This is a genomic window from Dehalococcoidia bacterium (assembly GCA_035574915.1).
Taxonomy (GTDB): domain Bacteria; phylum Chloroflexota; class Dehalococcoidia; order DSTF01; family WHTK01; genus DATLYJ01.
This window is the reverse complement of sequence record DATLYJ010000122.1, coordinates 39,743-57,366: the sequence shown is the minus strand read 5'-3', so window position 1 is coordinate 57,366 and position 17,624 is coordinate 39,743. Positions and strand designations below refer to the sequence as shown.

Annotated in this window: 18 protein-coding genes; 9 read left to right on the top strand and 9 right to left on the bottom strand. The window is 67.1% G+C overall.

Translation table 11 applies throughout. The features are described 5' to 3' along the window. Positions 1-109: 109 nt before the first annotated feature. The 4 genes from VNN10_11680 to VNN10_11665 form a co-directional block, all read right to left on the bottom strand. On the bottom strand, positions 110-838 hold the full coding sequence (locus tag VNN10_11680; GenBank protein HXH22682.1) for a hypothetical protein: 729 nt from the start codon (positions 836-838) through the stop codon (positions 110-112). A gap of 117 nt (positions 839-955) precedes the next feature. Beyond that, positions 956-1,927 (bottom strand): electron transfer flavoprotein subunit alpha/FixB family protein, encoded by a 972-nt coding sequence (locus tag VNN10_11675; GenBank protein HXH22681.1) that lies wholly within the window; start codon positions 1,925-1,927, stop codon positions 956-958. Positions 1,928-2,002: 75 nt separating this feature from the next. Next, complete coding sequence (locus VNN10_11670; GenBank protein ID HXH22680.1) at positions 2,003-2,812, bottom strand: electron transfer flavoprotein subunit beta/FixA family protein; 810 nt, start codon at positions 2,810-2,812, stop codon at positions 2,003-2,005. 107 nt (positions 2,813-2,919) lie between these two features. Continuing rightward, the gene (locus VNN10_11665; protein HXH22679.1) at positions 2,920-5,328 is read right to left on the bottom strand and encodes a heterodisulfide reductase-related iron-sulfur binding cluster; all 2,409 of its coding nucleotides are present in this window, start codon (positions 5,326-5,328) and stop codon (positions 2,920-2,922) included. Between the two features lie 230 nt (positions 5,329-5,558). Between VNN10_11665 and thrB the strand changes: the two genes are divergently transcribed. Together thrB and VNN10_11655 are read left to right on the top strand one after the other, a co-directional pair. After that, positions 5,559-6,434 carry a homoserine kinase gene (thrB, locus tag VNN10_11660; GenBank protein ID HXH22678.1) on the top strand — a complete coding sequence of 292 codons (876 nt, stop codon included), beginning with the start codon at positions 5,559-5,561 and terminating at the stop codon, positions 6,432-6,434. Positions 6,435-6,585: 151 nt separating this feature from the next. Next, positions 6,586-7,815: an aspartate kinase gene (locus VNN10_11655; GenBank protein ID HXH22677.1), complete on the top strand. Its 1,230-nt coding sequence runs from the start codon at positions 6,586-6,588 to the stop codon at positions 7,813-7,815. Positions 7,816-8,018: 203 nt separating this feature from the next. On the opposite strand, the gene VNN10_11650 is transcribed toward VNN10_11655, so the two are convergent. Next, positions 8,019-8,834 carry a DNA-formamidopyrimidine glycosylase family protein gene (locus tag VNN10_11650; GenBank protein ID HXH22676.1) on the bottom strand — a complete coding sequence of 272 codons (816 nt, stop codon included), beginning with the start codon at positions 8,832-8,834 and terminating at the stop codon, positions 8,019-8,021. A gap of 125 nt (positions 8,835-8,959) precedes the next feature. Between VNN10_11650 and VNN10_11645 the strand changes: the two genes are divergently transcribed. The 5 genes from VNN10_11645 (at position 8,960) to VNN10_11625 (ending at position 11,929) form a co-directional block, all read left to right on the top strand. Continuing rightward, on the top strand, positions 8,960-9,304 hold the full coding sequence (locus VNN10_11645) for a zinc-ribbon domain containing protein (protein ID HXH22675.1): 345 nt from the start codon (positions 8,960-8,962) through the stop codon (positions 9,302-9,304). A 19-nt stretch (positions 9,305-9,323) separates the two neighbouring features. Continuing rightward, entirely contained in the window at positions 9,324-9,605 is a 282-nt protein-coding gene (locus VNN10_11640) for a hypothetical protein (protein HXH22674.1), read from the top strand. Positions 9,606-9,660: 55 nt separating this feature from the next. Beyond that, on the top strand, positions 9,661-11,073 hold the full coding sequence (locus tag VNN10_11635; protein HXH22673.1) for an oligosaccharide flippase family protein: 1,413 nt from the start codon (positions 9,661-9,663) through the stop codon (positions 11,071-11,073). A gap of 425 nt (positions 11,074-11,498) precedes the next feature. Then, positions 11,499-11,705 carry a methytransferase partner Trm112 gene (locus VNN10_11630; protein HXH22672.1) on the top strand — a complete coding sequence of 69 codons (207 nt, stop codon included), beginning with the start codon at positions 11,499-11,501 and terminating at the stop codon, positions 11,703-11,705. Then, positions 11,702-11,929, top strand: a complete 228-nt coding sequence (locus VNN10_11625) for a hypothetical protein (protein ID HXH22671.1) — start codon at positions 11,702-11,704, stop codon at positions 11,927-11,929. The genes VNN10_11630 and VNN10_11625 overlap by 4 nt, the downstream gene beginning before the upstream one ends. Before the next feature lie 74 nt (positions 11,930-12,003). Here VNN10_11625 and VNN10_11620 read toward each other — a convergent pair whose 3' ends face one another. The 4 genes from VNN10_11620 to VNN10_11605 form a co-directional block, all read right to left on the bottom strand. Then, complete coding sequence (locus VNN10_11620) at positions 12,004-12,309, bottom strand: hypothetical protein (GenBank protein ID HXH22670.1); 306 nt, start codon at positions 12,307-12,309, stop codon at positions 12,004-12,006. A 141-nt stretch (positions 12,310-12,450) separates the two neighbouring features. After that, complete coding sequence (tyrS, locus tag VNN10_11615; protein HXH22669.1) at positions 12,451-13,689, bottom strand: tyrosine--tRNA ligase; 1,239 nt, start codon at positions 13,687-13,689, stop codon at positions 12,451-12,453. Between the two features lie 146 nt (positions 13,690-13,835). After that, positions 13,836-14,708, bottom strand: coding sequence for a riboflavin biosynthesis protein RibF (ribF, locus tag VNN10_11610; protein HXH22668.1), 873 nt, complete (start codon positions 14,706-14,708; stop codon positions 13,836-13,838). Between the two features lie 53 nt (positions 14,709-14,761). Next, positions 14,762-15,745, bottom strand: a complete 984-nt coding sequence (locus VNN10_11605) for a uroporphyrinogen decarboxylase family protein (GenBank protein ID HXH22667.1) — start codon at positions 15,743-15,745, stop codon at positions 14,762-14,764. Positions 15,746-15,941: 196 nt separating this feature from the next. On the opposite strand from VNN10_11605, the gene VNN10_11600 reads away from it, so the two are divergent. Continuing rightward, positions 15,942-16,709: a CPBP family intramembrane glutamic endopeptidase gene (locus VNN10_11600; protein ID HXH22666.1), complete on the top strand. Its 768-nt coding sequence runs from the start codon at positions 15,942-15,944 to the stop codon at positions 16,707-16,709. Continuing rightward, on the top strand, positions 16,709-17,509 hold the full coding sequence (trpA, locus tag VNN10_11595; protein HXH22665.1) for a tryptophan synthase subunit alpha: 801 nt from the start codon (positions 16,709-16,711) through the stop codon (positions 17,507-17,509). Before VNN10_11600 ends, trpA begins: the two co-directional genes overlap by 1 nt. Positions 17,510-17,624 lie beyond the last annotated feature (115 nt).

Genomic DNA, 17,624 nt, shown 5'->3' with positions numbered 1-17,624 from the left:
GGCCATTCATGCGCAGCCCCGAAGGCCTGAATCTCTGGCAGTCCGAGGCGCGCACGGCAGCCGCCTCCGGCGGCCCAGGGCCGGACTCGGTGACCTGGGGATATCCGGACTAATCGTCCTCGTCGTCGTCGTCGTCGTGGTCGTGGTCGGGCTGGGAGCGAGGAAGGGAGACGGCAACCGAGGGGCGTTCGTCCTTGCGGGCGCGGCGAGGCGGGAGCGACATCACGGTCTCCTTGAGCCGCGCTACGCCGGAGGCGTCCTCGACCAGCAAGCCGACCACGCCTGCGGCGCGCAGGCACTCCAGGTCCGTCTGGTTGGCGTCGGCCGGCACGCGGGCGAGGATCGGCCGCCCGCCGAAGACGCCGATGCGCGTCAACTCGAGTTGTCGCGCCACCGTGAGAGGCGAGGGGAGGTCATCTAGATAGAAGGCGTCCAGGTTGAGCGGCGCGAGAGAGCGCAGGTAGTTCTCGTCCGGGCTGCCGCTGATGGCGAGGACGTAACCCAGGTCGTTAGCGAGCAGCGCCGCGGCCGGCGTTGCCTCAGGTTCGAAGATCAGGAAGTCCAGGCCGGCCTTGGCGAGGTCCACGAGCGTCGCCCGGTCCACGTCGTTAGCACGCAGTCCGACGACCGCCGTGCCGGCCCCCTTCGCGCGTTCGATGTCCGGGGGGGACGGCAGCGCGCGGCGCCCGTCCAGGACCACCAGGTCCGCCTCCGCGCTCGAAGGGCCGAGCACACCGACCAGGAGAGTGGGCTTCGGCGCCGCGCGCGCGGCGCCGAAGCCCATGGGGGCTGCCTCGGACCTCAAAGTGCGCCGGATGGCTTCAGCGAGCTTGGACATGGCCACCTCTAGTGAGTACTGAGGCGCCTGGGGACGCCTGTCTCCAGCATAAGGCATCGAAATCGCCGCAGACCGGCCGGCCGCGCTGCCGGCCCGCGGCGCGCGATGCCGGCAGAGCTAGGCTTTGAGGCGCTTGCACTCCTCCAGGAACGCGGCCATGAACGGCTTCCAGTCGACCACGGCGCCGTAGCGGGAGATCTTGAAGATGTCCGCGTCCTTGTCCTTGTTGATGGCGACGACGTTCTTCACACCCGTAATGCCGGCGACGTGCTGGCTTGCGCCCGAGATGCCGACAGCGATGTAGAGGTCTGGCGTCACGACCTTGCCCGTCAGCCCGACCTGGAGCGAGACCGGCACCCAGCCGAGGTCGACCACGGCGCGGCTGGCGCCCACAGCGCCGCCCAGGACCTCCGCCAGTTGGTGCAGCTGCTCGAAGCCCTCGGGCCCGCCGAGCCCGCGGCCGCCGGAGACCACTACCTTCGCGTCCTCGAGGCGGATGCCCTCCGCCTTGACCTCCTCGCGCCCGACAACCTTCGAGCGGCTCGAGACGTCGACCGAGATCGCCTTCACCTCACCACTGCGGGACGGGTCCGGCTCCAGTGGCTCCTGCGACTTCGCGCGCACGGTGGCGACCGCGGGGGAAGTCTTGCTGGTGTAGGAAGCGTGGGCATTGCCGCCGAACACCGGCCGGGTCATGACCAGCTTCCCGCCCTCGATCGAGAGGTCGATGCAGTCCATCGCCACGCCCGTGCCTGCCCGCACGGCGTAGCGGGGGGCGAGGTCGCGTCCGACCATCGTCTGGCCCATGAGCACGATGGACGGTTCGACTTCCTTGTGGGCGGCGAGGAGCGCCGCCACCCAGGCGTCGCCGCTGTACTCGTCCAGCGCCGGGTTCTCGACGGTGAGGGCCGAGTCGGCGCCATAGGTGATGGCCTTCCTGGCGGCCTCGCCGGCGCCGCTGCCCAGGCTCAGGGCGACCACTTTCTCGCCCAGCTGATCGGCCAGGCGTCGGGCGGCGCCGAGGATCTCGGTGCTCAGGCCTATCAGTTCGCCGTTCTTGTGCTCCGCAAGTACCAGTATTCCGGACATCCAACTACTCCTGTTTCGGTTCAGCGGCCCATGGCCGCGAGATTTCTTGACCCCTGGCCGGCTCGCCGGCGAGCCTTAGATCAGCTTCGCCTCGCGCAACTTGCGGGCCAGGTTCTTGGCCATTTCCTCGGGCGTGTCCCCTTCTATGAACTCGCACTGGCTCTTCACCTGGGGGATGAACAGCCGCTCCAGATTCAGGCGGGAGCCACTCCTGCCGGCCTGGTCAGGGCTGAGGCCGAGGTCTGCGGCCGTCCAGACGGTAACCTGCTTGCGGGCCGCGGCCATGATCTGCGGCAGTTTCGGGTAGCGCGGTTCACCGAGCTCGTTGCTTACGGTCACGACGGCCGGGAGCGGGACTTCGACCGTCTCGAAGGCGTCTCCCAGGACGCGCTCGGCGCGGACAGTGCCGTCGGTCACGGTAACGCTCTTCGTGATCGAGATCGCCGGCCAGCCCAGGATTTCGGCGATGGCCAGGCCGGTGACGCCGAAGTCCCAGTCGACCGCCTGGCGGCCGCAGAGGACGAGGTTCACGTCGCCGATCTTCTTGATGGCGGCCGTGAGTGCGGTCGCCGTAGCGAAGGGGTCGCCATCGAACAGGGCCTGGTCGTTCAGGAGGACGCCCTCGTCCGCCCCCATGGCCAGGCCATGCTTGATCACGTCGCGGGCGCTATCGGGACCAAGGCTGAGGACGGTGATCTTGCCTTCGCCCTTGGCGTCCTTGATCCGGAGCGCCGCCTCGACGGCGATGGCGTCGAACTGGCTGATCACCGGGGCAATGCCCGGGGCGGGCACTACCTTCTTCGCGCCTTCATCCACCCTGAAGGCGCTCGCGGGTGTCTCGGGGTCGGGCACCTGCTTTACGCAGCAAACGATGTTGAGAGCCATCTAATACCTCCGATTCCAGTCGCGGGCGACCCGACGCGCAGTCCTGCTCCCAAGGCGGGGGACACCCTGAAACAAATCTGTCCGCGAAGGGGCTTTAGGGCAAGCTCCTACCGCTGATCTCCGGGCTTGTCTTCCGACACGGCGGCGGCGGGGGGCGACGTGTCCGCTGGCTTATCTTCGACGGCGACGGCCGCACCCTCCGGCTGACCGCCGTCAGGCGAGGGCGGCCTCGCCGCCTCACCCGGCCGCTGCGGCCTACCGAGCACGGTCATCTCAAGCAGCTCGGCCAGGTCCAGCGGCCTCATGCGCTTCGTCTCGTCGGGCTCCACCGTCGCGACGCCGTCTTCGAACATCTGGATGCAGAAGGGGCAGTTGCTGGCAACAATGCCGGCCCCTGTGCTCTGGGCTTCTTCTGCCCGGGCGTGATTGATGCGCTTGCCCTGGCTCTCATCGACGAACATGTGGCCGCCGCCGGCGCCGCAGCAGAAGCTCTGGCGCTGGCTGCGCGGCATCTCCACGAACTCGACGTCCGGCAGCGCGCCCAGGATGACCCGCGGCGCTTCGAAGACGCCGTTGTGGCGGCCAAGGTAGCAGGAGTCGTGATACGTGATCTTCTGGTTCAGGTCGACCTTCGGCGAGAGGCGGCCCTCTTCGATCAAGTGCGCCAGGACCTCCGTGTGGTGGAAGACCTCATAACGCCCGCCGAACTCCGGGTACTCGTTGCGGAAGATGTTGAAGCAGTGGGGGCAGTTGGTGATGATCTTGAACACACCCTTCTGGTTCAGGAGCTCAATCGCGCCCTTCATCTGCTCCTGCGCCAGGTACTCGTTGCCCAGCCTCCGCGCCGGGTCGCCGTTGCAGACCTCTTCCTCGCCCAGGCAGCCGAAGCTGACGTTAGCTTCCTTGAGCAGCCGCGCGACGGCGCGCGTGATCGGCACGTTCCGGTCCACGAGCGCGCCGGAGCAACCGACCCAGTACAGGAACTCCTGCTCGCCGGTGAAGCGCGGGATATCCAGGCCTTCCATCCAGCTGGCGCGCGTGAGGCTGGTGCCTCGCCAGGGGTGGCCGCGCTGTTCGAGCTGGGTGAGGACGGCCTGCGCCGTCGGGGGCATGTTGCCCTCCGTGAGCACCAGGTAACGGCGCATGTCCTGGAGCTTGCCGATGTGCTCGATCATCACAGGGCACTGGGTCTCGCAGGCGCCGCAGGTCACGCAGTCCCAGATCGTGTTGAAGCTGACGACATCGCCGGCGATCATGCGCTCGCCCGGCAGCGGGTCGAAGTTGCCGGCGCGCCGCGCCTGGACGATCTTCGGCCCGGTTTCCTCCATGTAGTCCTTGATGTCCTTGAGGAAGCCCATGGGGGTGAGTTCCTTGCCGGTGAGGAAGGCGGGGCAGTTCGCCTCGCAGCGGCCGCAGCGCACGCAGACGTCGACATCCATGAGCTGCTTCCAGGTGAAGTCCTGGAGCCGGCCCGCGCCGAAGCTCTCCGCGGTCTCGAAGTTTTCGATGGGCGCCAGCCGGGAACCCGCGAGAAGCCCCTTCGGCGAGCGCAAATCCCGCATGAAGATGTTCGCGGAGCCCTTGATTATGTGGCCGATCTTCCCGTAGCCCACCCACGCGGTCCAGGCCAGGGCCAGCGGGGTGTGGATCCACCACATCACTTTGTGCACGTCGAGCATCGATGAAGCGCTCATGCCCCAGCCGTCGGCGAGCTTCGCGATCACGTAGCCGATGGGCGACCAGGGCGCCCAGTCCGGGTTCGCCACAACCCGAGTGCTTATGTGGGCGATGCCGAGGTCGTCCATGAAGGCCGCGCCGTGGGCCTCGAACTCCCCGCCGGGGATCTCGACCGTGCCGACGCGCATGCCTTCGACGATGAAGCCCGTGACGACGATCGCGAGCATCATCCAGAGCAGCACGACATCGTCCCACAGGCTCCCGAGGCGCAGCCGCGGCGGCCGGAGGATGTGGCGCCGCACGAGGGCCATCGCCAGGCCGATGAAGGCCAGGAGACCGAAGGCGTCCAGGATTGCGGAGTACGCGAGATAAATACGGCCCTCGAGGAAGTACACGACGTCCGCGTGAGTGGCGATTATCACGGTGCCGATAAACAGCACCACCCAGCCCCAGAAGATGAAGAGGTGCATCACCGAGGCGTAGAGGTCGTTGGGCATGCGGCCCTGGCCGATGCCGTAGATCAGGAAGACCTTCGCCCGCTCCAGGATGCGGTCCCAGCGCTTCTCCGGTTTGCCGATGCGCCAGTATTGCGACCGGTGCGCCGGACCAAGGGCGAGGATGACGAAGACGACCGCCGTGCCGGCGTACAGGGCCCAGCGCAGCACGTGGCCGACGTTGAATAGCACCTCCCTGGTCGCCAGTCCGGCATCGTCGACGCTCAGGAGGAAGGCGAGGACGAGGGCGCCGAGGATGATCGCGGCGAGAAGCAGCCAGGAGAGCAGGGCAATGTTAAAGCGGGTGATGCGGTCTACGCGCGGGGCGGAAGCAGGCGCTGCCAAGACTCGTTAATCCCGTCCTGTGCCTTCGAGGAAGCCGCCGGAGCACAGTCCCGCGCCCGCCGAACCGCCTCATCGAGTAGGTCGCCGCTCAAGGCCCAGACCTGCCGTTTGGCAAGCGCCATCATAGGTCTGCTCCCCAATAGGGTCAAACCTGTTAGCCTTTCTCTCGCCGCAGTGAAAGCCGGACAGTCCGCTTAGATGCTGAGCTCCTGCCATGCCGAAACGCTGAAATGCTGATCACCGTGCGCGTCCCGGCGACATCCGCGAACCTCGGCCCGGGGTTCGACTGCCTCGGGCTGGCGCTCGACATCTGGAGCACCGTGACAGTCCGCACCGTGGAAGGCCGCCCGCCGCGGGAGAGCATTGGCGGGCGGCTGGTGCGGCAGGGCGTGCAAGCTGCCTTCGAGGGAAAGCAGGCGCCGCGCCTCGACGTCACCTGGGACGAGGCCATACCGCTGGCGCGCGGCCTCGGCGCCAGCGCCGCGCTTCGCGCCGCGGGCCTCCTGGCCGGTAACGCCATGCTGGACGGCATCCACGACCTGGAGCGCCTGTTCGAGATGGGGACGAGCCTCGAGGGCTTTCCCGATAACATCTCCCCCTGCCTCTTCGGCGGGCTGCAGGTGGGCGTCAGGGGCAGAGAGAGGCTGATCCACCTCGCGTTTCCGGTGCCCGCGGCCCTCAAGGTCGTCGTCTTCGTGCCAGACTTCGAGATGCCAACACAGGAAAGCCGGCGCCGGCTGCCGAAGTCGCTCTCCCGCGAGGATGCCATCTTCAACTCCAGCCGGGTGGCCCTCTTCCTCGCGGCCCTCGCGGCCGAGCGCTATGACCTCCTGGACGAGGCGACACAGGACCGGATGCACCAACCGGTGCGAGGCGAGATCTTCCCGGGCCTCGGCCCGATCATGCAGGGCGCGAAGGACGGCGGCGCCGTGGCAGCCTACCTCTCCGGCGGCGGCTCCACCGTCGCCGCCTTCACGGTCGAGAACGAGGAACGCGTGGCGCGCTTGATGACGCAAGCAGCGATCTCGCACGGCTACAGCGGCCGCAGCATCATCACCAGGCCAACGGAGGCCGGGGCGCACATCGTGTCAGGCGGCGCACCCTAGTCCCCTTCGCGCTGATCCCGGTGCTCTCCGGCCGAGAGAGCGTCACCGTGAGCGCCATTTCCCCGTAGAGGCGGCCGTCATTAATATACTGAGCGAATAGAAGCCAGCCGCGAGCGTTGCCGCCTTTTATGGCAGCAACACGGGAGATTCCATGGCCCTGGTCGTCCAGAAGTACGGCGGCTCGTCCGTCGCCAATGCTGAGCGCATAAAGAACGTCGCCCGGCGCATCGCCAGCCGCCGGCGCCAGGGTGACGACGTGGTCGCGGTCGTATCCGCCATGGGCGACACGACGGATGAGCTGATAGCGCTGGCGCACCAGATCACGGACCATCCTGAGCCGCGGGAGATGGACGTCCTGCTCTCGACGGGCGAGACCGTGTCCAGCGCCCTCATGGTGATGGCCCTGCACGACCTCGGTGTCGACGCGATCAGCCTTTCGGGCGCGCAGGCAGGCATGCGCACCTCTGCCGTGCACCGCAACGCCCGCATCCTGGCGATGGAGCCGAAACGCGTCCAGGCGGAGGTCGCCCGCGGGCGCGTGGTAATCGTCGCCGGGTTCCAGGGAGTCACCGAGGGGGAGGACATTGCGACGATAGGCCGAGGCGGGTCGGACACGACCGCGGTCGCCTTTGCCGCCGCCCTGAACGCGGCATGCGAGATCTATACCGACGTCCAGGGGGTCTACACGGCCGACCCGCGCATCGAGCCCAATGCCCGCAAGCTCAAGGAGATCACCTACGAGGAGATGCTGGAGCTGGCGAGCAAAGGCGCGAAGGTCATGGCGCCTCGGGCAGTAGAGCTGGGCGCGGTCTACGGCATCCCGATCCTCGTGGCCTCGAGCTTCGAGGACACCCCGGGGACGATGATCCAGGGAGGCATCACGATGGAGGAGTTCAAGCGCGTCAGGGGCATCGCCCACGACCTCGACGTCGCCAAGATCACGATTCAAGGTGTGCCGGACCAGCCCGGTATCGCTGCAGCAGTATTCGAGCCCCTGGCCGCCAACCACCTTTCCGTGGACGTCATCGTCCAGAACGCCAGCACGCAGGGCCTGACCGACCTCACGTTCACGGTCTCCAGGGGCGACCTTGCGAAGGCGGCGCCCATCGTCCAGAAGGTGGCGAAGGAAATCAACGCGGCCGGAGTGACCACCGACGACCACATCGGCAAGGTGAGCATCGTCGGCACCGGCATCCAGAGCGCGCCTGGCTATGCCTCGCGCATGTTCCGCTGTCTCTACGAAGAGGGCATCAATATCGAAATGATCTCAACCAGCGAGATCCGCATAACCTGCATCGTCCGCGAGGACCGCGTGGTGGACGCCGTAAGGGCGCTGCACCGCACCTTCGAGCTCGACAAGGCGGAGCCCAGCGAGCTTTAACCCTCGCATCTCGGTCCCGAAGCGGCGCTTGCCCCCGTCGTCGGCGGTGCAACCGCTCCTGGCCGGCTGTCACGGGACGGCGCGCCCTGTTCGACTACACGCGTAACGGCGTGCCCTCCCCTGTCGAGTCCCGGCCGCGTCCAACAGCAGCGCGCGTGACGGTACTGCGGCCCGGGTTCGCCCGCGAAGCGCCCTGCCGTCGCCTAAGGCCCCGGTTGGCAGGTGCGGCAGAAGCTCGTGATACGCTGACCGGCGGTGATCTCGCTGATGCGGGTGCCGCAGCGCGGGCAGGGCTGGCCGCCGCGGCGGTGCACGCGCAGGTGGTCACGCCACTCGGTGTAGTCCAGGGACTCCGAGAACACCCGGGCCACGATCGGGATCGCCCACTCGAAGACCGCGCGCACGGCTGCGTAAAGGCGGCCGACATCCTCGTCCGAGAGTTGCGTGCGCTTGCGATAGGGGTGGATGCGGGCCTCCCACAGGATCTCGTCCGCGTAGGCGTTGCCGATGCCGGCAACGAACCTGTGGTTCACGAGAATGCCCTTGATCATCCCGTTGTGGCGGCGGAGCCGCTCCCGAAACACCTCTTCCGTCAACTCTGGCGACAGCACATCCGGTCCCATCTCGGCGAACTGGGGCACCGTGTGAAGCTCCTCGAGCGGCACGAGGTAGACTCTGCCCATGACCCGCTCGTCGGCATAGCGGAGCTCGTGCTCGTCGTCGACCGCGAGGGCGAAGCAAGTCCGAGCGCGCCGCTTCTCCTTCCGGTCGACGTAGGCGAAGCGGCCGGTGAGCATGGGGTTGATTACCATGACCCTGCCGGAAGCGAAGGTGAAGAGCAGGAACTTGCCGTGGCGCTGCACCTCGCCGAAGGTGTCACCCGTGAGCAGCCGTACGAAATCGTTTCGTGGTATCCTGACGACGATAGGGATAAAGACATCCACCCGCTGAACCTTCTTTCCAACGATGCGCCGGTTCAAAAAGCCGCGGATGGCCTCGAGGTCAGGGACTTCGGGCATAGCGGGCCTATTCTAAATGCCTGATCCGGTCGAAAGTCATTCGTGAGAGCGTGGGCTTGTGCCTTGCGCATCTCGATCCTTAAGATGCCCAGCGGTTTGTCTTGCTCAAGGAGGTTGCACACGAGTTGGCATACGTAGACAAAGAGATTACTTGTAAGGACTGCGGCATTACGTTCATCTTTACGGCGGGCGAGCAGGAGTTCTACGCCGGCAAAGGTCTTCAGAACGAGCCGGCGCGCTGCCCGCGCTGCCGGACGGCCCGCAGGACTGCCAAGGCCCAGGAGCCAGAGGACGGCTACGTGCGTTACGGCGTATTCGCCAGCTTCGGCGGCAAGACGCCGCGCCAGATGCACCCAGCCGCCTGCGCCGAGTGCGGCATGATGACGGAGGTCCCTTTCATCCCACGGGGCGACCGTCCGGTCTACTGCAGCTCTTGCTACAACAAGATCCGCGGTGTAGCCCGCACCTGATCCACCCCCGATAACCCCGATGGCCGTCAGGCCCGAAGTGCTGGCCCAGTTGGCGCGAATGCTGGGTGACGATGCCCTGCGCGCCGGGTCCGACGAGGAGGTGGGCGCCGCCCTCGGGCGCAGCTTCGACGCCCTCGTCGACGCCCTTGTGGCCGAGACCGCGGACAGCGACGACGTCTTCGACCGCGCCTCTGCCCTGCGCTACGCCAACCTGCGGCTCTCGGAGCTTTCGCTGGTCGTCCCGCCCGACCTGATCGAGCGCCTCCGCGAGGAGCTGACGGCCAGGCTCTCGGCCTGGTGAGCGCCGCCTCCCGCCGGAACGATAATCTGGGCTGACTATTGCCTCCGGGAGCCGCATGTCCCTCGGACCAGTCCGCGACAGCACGACGACAGCGCTGCCTCCCGTCACCGGCCTGCCCGAGCCCGAGCCGGAGCACCCGCTTGCCGGGCGCTTCCTCCTGCACATCAACCTGGTCTTCGTGGCGGCGCTGGCGAGCAACACCCTCGGCTTCTTCGTGGCAATCCTGCTCGCCCGCGCCCTGGGCCCGGAAGGCCGCGGCACGGCAGCGCTGTACCAGGCAGCGGTGAGCCTGGGATTCGCATTCCTGAACCTGGGCGTGAGCGCGGCGGGGTTCTACTACGTGGCCCGCAACGAGTTCAGCCTCCGACAGGCGACCGAGGCGGGGTTCAGCATCTCACTCTTCGCCGCCGGCGTCAGCGCCGTGGGAGTAGGCGTCACAGCCCTCTTCTTCGACGGCCAGGTCGAAGGCAGAGACATCCCGTACGCTCTGGTCATCCCCACGATTCCCGCCGTAATCCAGCTCAGGCTTGCCGAGGGCCTGCTGCGGGCCGGTGGCCGCTTCACGGCGATGAACGTCCTCGAGCTTGCCCTGCCGCTGTCGATGCTCTCCTGCCTGGGCGCCGTCGAGCTTGCCTCCGGCCTCACCGTGTCCAGCGCCGTCTGGGCCTGGAGCCTGGCCTACCTGCCGCCGCTGTTGCTGGCCTACGCCCTGCTCGGGCCTCGTTCCTGGCCGCGCCGGCTGGCGTCCCTGTCGCTGCTCGTAAAGGCGGTCAAATTCGGCGGACAGGGCCAGATCACCAACCTGATCCAGCTCCTGAATTACCGCCTGGACGTGTTCCTGATCCTGGTGTTCGTGAACACCGGCGGTGTCGGCCTCTATACCGTCGCCAGCTCGCAGACGGAGGGGCTGTGGATCATCGCCAACTCCGTCGCGATCGTGCTGCTGACGAGCATCACGCCCGCGGATGACGCCCGCGCGGCGGACGCCACGCCTGTCGTCTGCCGCAACACCATGCTCGTGACCGGGGTCGGAGCCGCCGGAGCGGCGCTGATTGCCTGGCTCTGGATACCAGTCGTCTTCGGCGAGGCGTACCGCGAATCGGTGCTGCCTTACCTCCTGCTTCTACCGGGCACGGTGGCCATCGCCGGGGCCAAGATACTCGGCTCCTACGTCTTCAGCCGGGGGCGCCCGATCATCAACGCCTGGATCGCCCTGGCGACACTGCTCGCTACGATCCCGACCGACATCGTCCTGATCCACCTCTTCGGCGTGCCAGGCGCTGCCCTGGGCACCACACTCGGCTACTTCCTGACCCTGGCCCTTAGCGCCCTGGCCTATCGCGCGCTCTCCGGCCGACCCATCCTGCCCGCCCTGCTCCCCCAGCCACAGGACGCGGCCCTTTACGGCAACGCCGCCCGGGCCGCCCTGCGCCGCCTGCGCCGCCGGAACGAAGCGGCCGCTGCCTAGCGCGGGCCAGGCGTATACGCAGCTCGCCGCTGGTCTGCCGGGCGGCGGCCGCCGCGGTAGCCGCGCATGCCGTTGCGTTCGCTGACCTTAGATATTCGAGGACGGCCTCACGCGCCGTCTCCGGGCTGATGGCTCGCAGAGCTTGTAGTCGATAACCACGGGCGCGGCTCCAGCTGCTCTGGCACATAGGGACGCCACCCCGCCAACTCCTTAAGACTAGGGCCTTCGGCCCCCCAACCCGAGAGCCTAAGGACAGAAGCAACGTAAACCTGGTAGCCGTTCCCCGCCCCTCCCGGGTGTATAGGATGTCCTGGTCCCCGCACACAACCTGTTTGACACTCCTTCGGGGCCATACCTAGAATTCGCAGGGGTCGCGCTCGGATCCGGCGGCCCGCTTTCCAGCTTCCGCCAGCTCAGGACCAACGATGCGCAAAGACATGATGGAGATCCTCGCCTGCCCGGTGTGCAAGGGCCCCTTGACCCTGAACATCGAGAAGGAAGAGGGCGACGAGATCGTCACCGGCTCGCTGCACTGCGCGAACTGCAACGAGACTTACCCCATCGAAGATACGATCCCCAACCTGCTGCCGCCGGACTTGCGGCGGCAGATGGAGGCGAACAAGGCCCGATGACCGGCCAGGGCCGCGCCCAGATCACCGGCCGCATAGTGGTGGCGCTGGCCTGCCTCCAGATGCTGCTCTTCGTCTACGGCGTCCTGCGAAAGAGCTATCTCGCGCTGGCGCTGCCCGTCACCGTGGCGATGACGGCGTTGACGGCGCTCGGCTTCTGGGTGGGCTGGACGATGATGACCATGGAAGAGGAGCCCGAGGAGCCGCCGGTAACCGTGGCGGAGTAGCAAACGTACAGGAACGAGGGCCCGCTCGAGAACGCTTTCCTGGCCCTCGTTCTCTCTGCTCCCCGTCCTGTCCCTTACAGTCCGGCCACGGTCAGGGCCGCGATCTTCCAGGCGCCTTCGACCTCGCGCCAGGTTGCCTTTGCGGTGACCTCGCCCTCGCTCGTCCGGAAGGAGATCGTGAAGTCGTGGTCATCGCCGTTGACGTCGTGCGTGCGCACCTCGTAGCCAATTAGTGACGGCACGGCCGTGATGCCCGCGGCCGAGGCCATCACCGCCGCGAGCGCTTCCGGCGTGAAGTCGGACATGACCTTCATGACGTCGCCCGCCATGAGCGCGCGGCAGGTCTGATCGACGGCTTCCTCGACGCTGATGTCAGGCATTTCTGGCCTCCCGTCAGAGGGTAGCGGCCCCTCCAGTTAAGTGCACCGAGCGCTCGGAGCGAGCGCGGACGACTGCTGCGTCCGGCTGGCACGCGCCTGGGGCCTGCTGCTCGATACAGGCCCTCGGCGCTCGCAGAGGGGTCAGGATTTACGCACGATGCGCAGGAAGCGATGACGCCCGACGCGGAGCAGGGCGCCCTCCCTGAGCCGGACCTTCGCCTCGCTCAGGGTAGCGCCGTCGAGCGAGATGGCGCCCTGCGATAGCAGGCGGCGCGCCTCGCCGCGGCTGGGCACCACGCCGGCCTGGCTCAGGAGAAGGGTGACATCTGCCTGCGTAGAGCCGTCGCTGTCGAGGTCGACGGCGAGGTCAATGGCGCTGTCCTCGGGCCTTTCGCGGCGCTGGAAGACGCGCTCGAACTCCTCCTGCGCCTGGCGCGCGGCGTCGGCGCCGTAGAGCAGGCCAACGATCTCCCGCCCCAGGCGCTTCTTGGCCTCCATCGCCCGGGCGCCGCCGGCCTGCAGGTCCTCGCCGATGCGGCCCAGTTCGTCACCCGGCACCTCTGTCAAGAGCGTGAAGTAGTCCAGCACCAGCGAGTCGGGGATGGACATCACCTTGCCGTACATGTCGTCGGGAGGGTCGTCCATGCCGATGTAGTTCCCGGTCGACTTCGACATCTTGAGGTGACCGTCGGTGCCGACGAGGAGGGGCGTGCAAATGGCGACGAGCGGCCGCTGACCGAGGTCGCGCTGGAGGATGCGGCCGGCCATGATGTTGAACAGCTGGTCGACGCCGCCGATCTGGACGTCCGTCTCGAGCTCGACGGCGTCCCGAGCCTGCATGAGAGCGTAGAGGAACTCGTGCACGTAGATCGGCTTGTGCTCCTGCATGCGCTTCGCGAATGTCTCGCGCTCCAGGAACTGGGCCACCGTGAAGTGCGACCCAAGTTCGATCACGTCGGGGAGGGTGAGCTTCGCCAGCCAGTCGGCGTTGCGGCGAATGATGGTGCGCTCCCTGTCGAGCACGCGGTAGACCTGGCGCAGCCACTCGCGCGCGTTGGCCTCCACCTGCTCCATTGTCAGCATCTGGCGGGTCGCGGTCTTGTCGCTGGGGTCGCCGACGATGCCGGTCATGGTGCCGAAGAGGAAGGTGACTTCGTGGCCCAGCCGCTGGAACTGGCGCATCTTGAGCATCGGCACCAGGTTGCCGATAGTCAGGTCCGTCGAGGTGGGGTCGAAGCCGCAGTACACGCGGAGAGGGCGTCCTTCGGCCAGGCGCTCGCGCAGTTCCTGCTCCATCGTGCGGTGGATGTGCGGGTCGCCGTACTCGACACCCCGCATGAGGATGCGCATCTGCTCGTCGACGGAGAGGTTAGTCGTCATCTTGAGGGCCCTTCAGTGGCTCACCGGACAACGCCGGGTGACTATTACGACGTAGGGGCGCAGCACCGCTGCGCCCCTACAGGCTAGCCAGTGCGCAAGCTCCCGCTCTCAAGTCAGCGTCTGGTCCCGGCCCGGATAGTGCCAGATCACGCCTTCAGTATCTCCCGCGCCTTTGCCACGTCCGCGGCAATCTTCGCCTTCAGCTGGTCCAGAGTCTCGAATTTCTCCTCGGCGCTTATGCGCTCCACGAGCTCGATCTTCAACATCTGGCCGTAGATGTCGGCATCGAAGTCCATGATATACGTCTCGACGCTGACGTAGTCGCCCCCGAAGTGAGGCCGCATGCCGATGTCTGTTGCCGAGGCGTAGCGAGACTCGCCGAGGTAGGCCCAGGTAGCGTAGACGCCGTACTTGGGCAGGGCGCGGTCCGGTGTCACTCCGATGTTCGCCGTGGGGAAGCCGAGTTTTCGTCCCAGCTGATCGCCACGCATTACGGGTCCGCGGATGGAGTAGGGCCGGCCGAGCAGCTCCTCCACGAGGCGCAGGTTGCCTTCGGCGAGGGCCTCGCGGATCGCGGTCGAGTGCACGGGTCGCTCGCTGGCGACCAGCGGCTCCGGCAGCACCTCGACTCTGAAGCCCATCTCCTCGCCAATCTCGCGAATGACCTCGGGCGAGCCCTCGCGGTGGCGTCCAAAAGCATTGTCCGGCCCCATGAGGAGCATGCGCATGCCCAGCTCCTGGTAGAGGATGGCGACGAAGTCCGCGGGCTCCAGCTCTGCCAGCTCCGAGGTGAATGTCAGCGGCGCCACGAAGTCGATCCCCGTGGCGCGGAGGAGCTCGATGCGCTCTTCCAGGCTCGTGAGGTAGTAGAAGGGCCGGTTGGGATGCAGCACCCGGACGGGGTCCGGATAGAGCGTCACGGCGCCAGCGGCGAGATCCAGGGCGCGGGCGCGCCGCAGGAGATGAGAGAACAGATAGACGTGGCCGCGGTGCACGCCATCGAAGACGCCAACGGTCACGGCGCAAGGCCGGCCGGGGGCAGCGCGCCTGAGCTCCTCCCGCGCGAAGGCGCTCACAGAAACCTCGCGCGCGCCGCGGCTTCGAGGTTTTGCGGCGGCGTCCGAGGAGAGATAGAGCAGCCGGGAGCGATGAGCACGCGCCTGCCGCCCATGGCTTCGACGGCCTCGCGCACCTCCCGCTCGACCTCCTGAATGGAGCCCTCGGCGATCGTCTGCTGCGACACGCCGCCCATAACCGCCTGCTCCACGCGCCCCGCCAACTCCACCAGCGACGGGTTGCCCGGTTCGCGGTCTGCCCAGTGGAACGCGCGCACGGGGTAGTCGAGCATGTCCTCAATCATGTTATGCGCCCGGCAGACGTGGAGCACGTTGAACTCCGCCATCTCCACAGCGCTGAGGACTTCGAGGTCGTAGGGGCGGCCGAACTCGGCGTAGAGCTCGCGCGACAGGTTGTCGGTGGTCGCCCAATCGGTGGTCGCGAAAAAGATGCCGGAGGCGCCGGCGTGCAGGCATTCGCGTCCGTAATCCGAGAGCGTCTCCGTCAGATTAGAAAGCGCATGGTGCACGGCTTCGCGGTCCGACTTCATCCACCCTCGTACCATCTCAAGGTCGCGGCCGGCGAGATAGCCGAGCACCGAGAGGGGAGAGAAAACCGTCTGGATGAAGTCAGCGCCACCGATCTCCCCGCGGATCAGCATGAGGGCCTCCAGTTGCTCGGCGAAGGGGCCGTCTACGCCGCTGACTCGCACCACCCGGGCCAGGTCCGCGGCGGAGTTCAGCGGGCGCTGGATCAGCTCTGGGCCGCGCGTCGAGTCGTTGGAGGGCTTGTACCGCGCGCCCCAGGCCTCGGCGTAATAGGTGGCGCGGGGGTTCACCTTCATGTAGTCCCAGTCGTAGCGGAAGAAGGGCTCGAGCATGGCGTCTGCGAGGCCGCGCGGCGACCACTCGCGCAAGTAGTCGTGGCCCCAGAAGCTCATCGGCACGTGGTCGACGGGCTGGCCCGCCAGGGCAGCGCGGACTCGCTCCCTCTTCTGCATCAGGAACCCCACCCCCGCGAGCAGACGAGGCTGCCGGGCGCCCCGCCTCCAAGCCGGCCGCCCGACGCTTCCTGCATGAGCCTGGTTGCCTTAGAGTGAGAACGGAGGGGCCGCTTCCCCTCCGCTCTTCGGCATTCCTTCAGGACGGGCCGATGGTATCACGGGCCCTCTGGGCGGACAAGCTAGCGGGGCAGGCTTGAGCGTCATCGCACACCCGGAGCAGGCGTTCACCGAGCGCGCCAGGGGGCTCCCCTGGGGCCTCGTTGACGTGCTAATCGCCATCGCCGTCCTGGCTGGAGCAATCGTGCTCTCGCTGGCGAGCATCGTGGCGCCGGCGTGGGCCATTTTCGGCAAGGACTCGATCGCGGGCCGGACCGCAACCGCCCTCAGCACGCTCGTGTTTGAGGTGATAGCTGCAGCAGTGGTATACCGGTTGCTCCTCAAGCCAAAGGGCGTGCGTCTGCGAGACTTAGGGTTCAGGGCGCCGCTGACGCCCGATGGCCGGCGCAGCTTTCGCCTGAGTTGGCTGGGGCTGGTGCTGGGCGCATGGCTCTTCGCCCTGCTCATCCTCATGGGCTACGTCTGGCTGGTGACCGCTGCTGGCGCGGAATCGCTGGAGCCGCCGGAGGAGCAGATTCCGAGCGAGCTCTTCTCTCACTGGATTGTGATCATCGCGCTCGGCGCGTCTGTGATGGTCGGAGCGCCGCTTTTCGAGGAGCTCTTCTTCCGAGGCTTCGTGTTTCCGGCCCTCGCCAAGAGCTTCGGGTTCATTCCCGGGGCGCTCGGGAGCGGCTTGCTCTTCGGCCTGTCGCACATGGACGTCGGCTTCATCGTCCCCTTTGCGGCGATCGGCATGTGGTTCGCCTATCTCTACCGGCGCACGGACTCGCTTTACACCACGATCCTCTGTCACTTCCTCTTCAACTTCGTCGCCTTCTCCGCGCTGGTCGCGACGGAAGCGTGATGGCAAGGCGTCTGGAGCAGGCCTTCCTGCGAGCAGCGAAGGAGGGGCGCCCGGCCCTCATCTCCTTCGTGATCCCGGGGTTCCCGAACCTCCAGGACTCGCGACGCGCTTTCGACGCCCAGGTCGAAGGCGGCGCCGACATCATCGAAGTGGAGATCCCGTTCAGCGACCCGTTGGCAGACGGGGCGACGATCCAGGGCGCCGTGTTCCAGGCGCTGGAGAACGGCACGACACCGGCAAGCTGCCTCGACTTCGTGCGAGAGATGCGTCAGCGGCATCCCTCGGTCCCCGTGGTGGTGATGACCTACCTGAACCCGGTGCTTGCCATGGGCCTGCGACGGTTCGCGGACGCCACCGCAGAGGCCGGCGCCGACGGCGTGATCCTGGTGGACCTGCCGCCAGAGGAAGCGGAGGAGGCGCAGGCTGCCCTCTCCGCGCGGGCCCTGGACCTCATCTTCCTGGTCGCGCCGACGACTACCGATGAAAGGCTGCGGCTCATCGCCTCGAGGGCCTCGGGGTGGGTGTACTGCGTGAGCGTGACCGGCATCACGGGCGCGCGCGAGCATTTGCCGCCAGACCTGGCGGAATTCATCGCCCGTGTGCGGCGTTGCACCACCCTCCCCCTTGCGGTAGGATTCGGCATATCGCGCCGCGAGCACATCGAGGCGCTCACTGGCGTGGTCGACGGCGTTGTCATTGGCAGCGCCTTTATCGACCTTCTTGCCAGGACCGAGAGTAAGGATCGAGCGAGAGCTGTACGTGAGTACGTGGAGGTGCTGTCCGGTCGTCGTAGCCCTTGACCTCAGGGCCGCGGCCGCTGGTTATGCCCCGCCTGAGGCGGGGAGAGCCGGCGGTTGCCCCGAGCCGGGGCTTTCGACCGGAGTCTTTGGGCTCCCCCGCTAGGCGTCCTTCCGC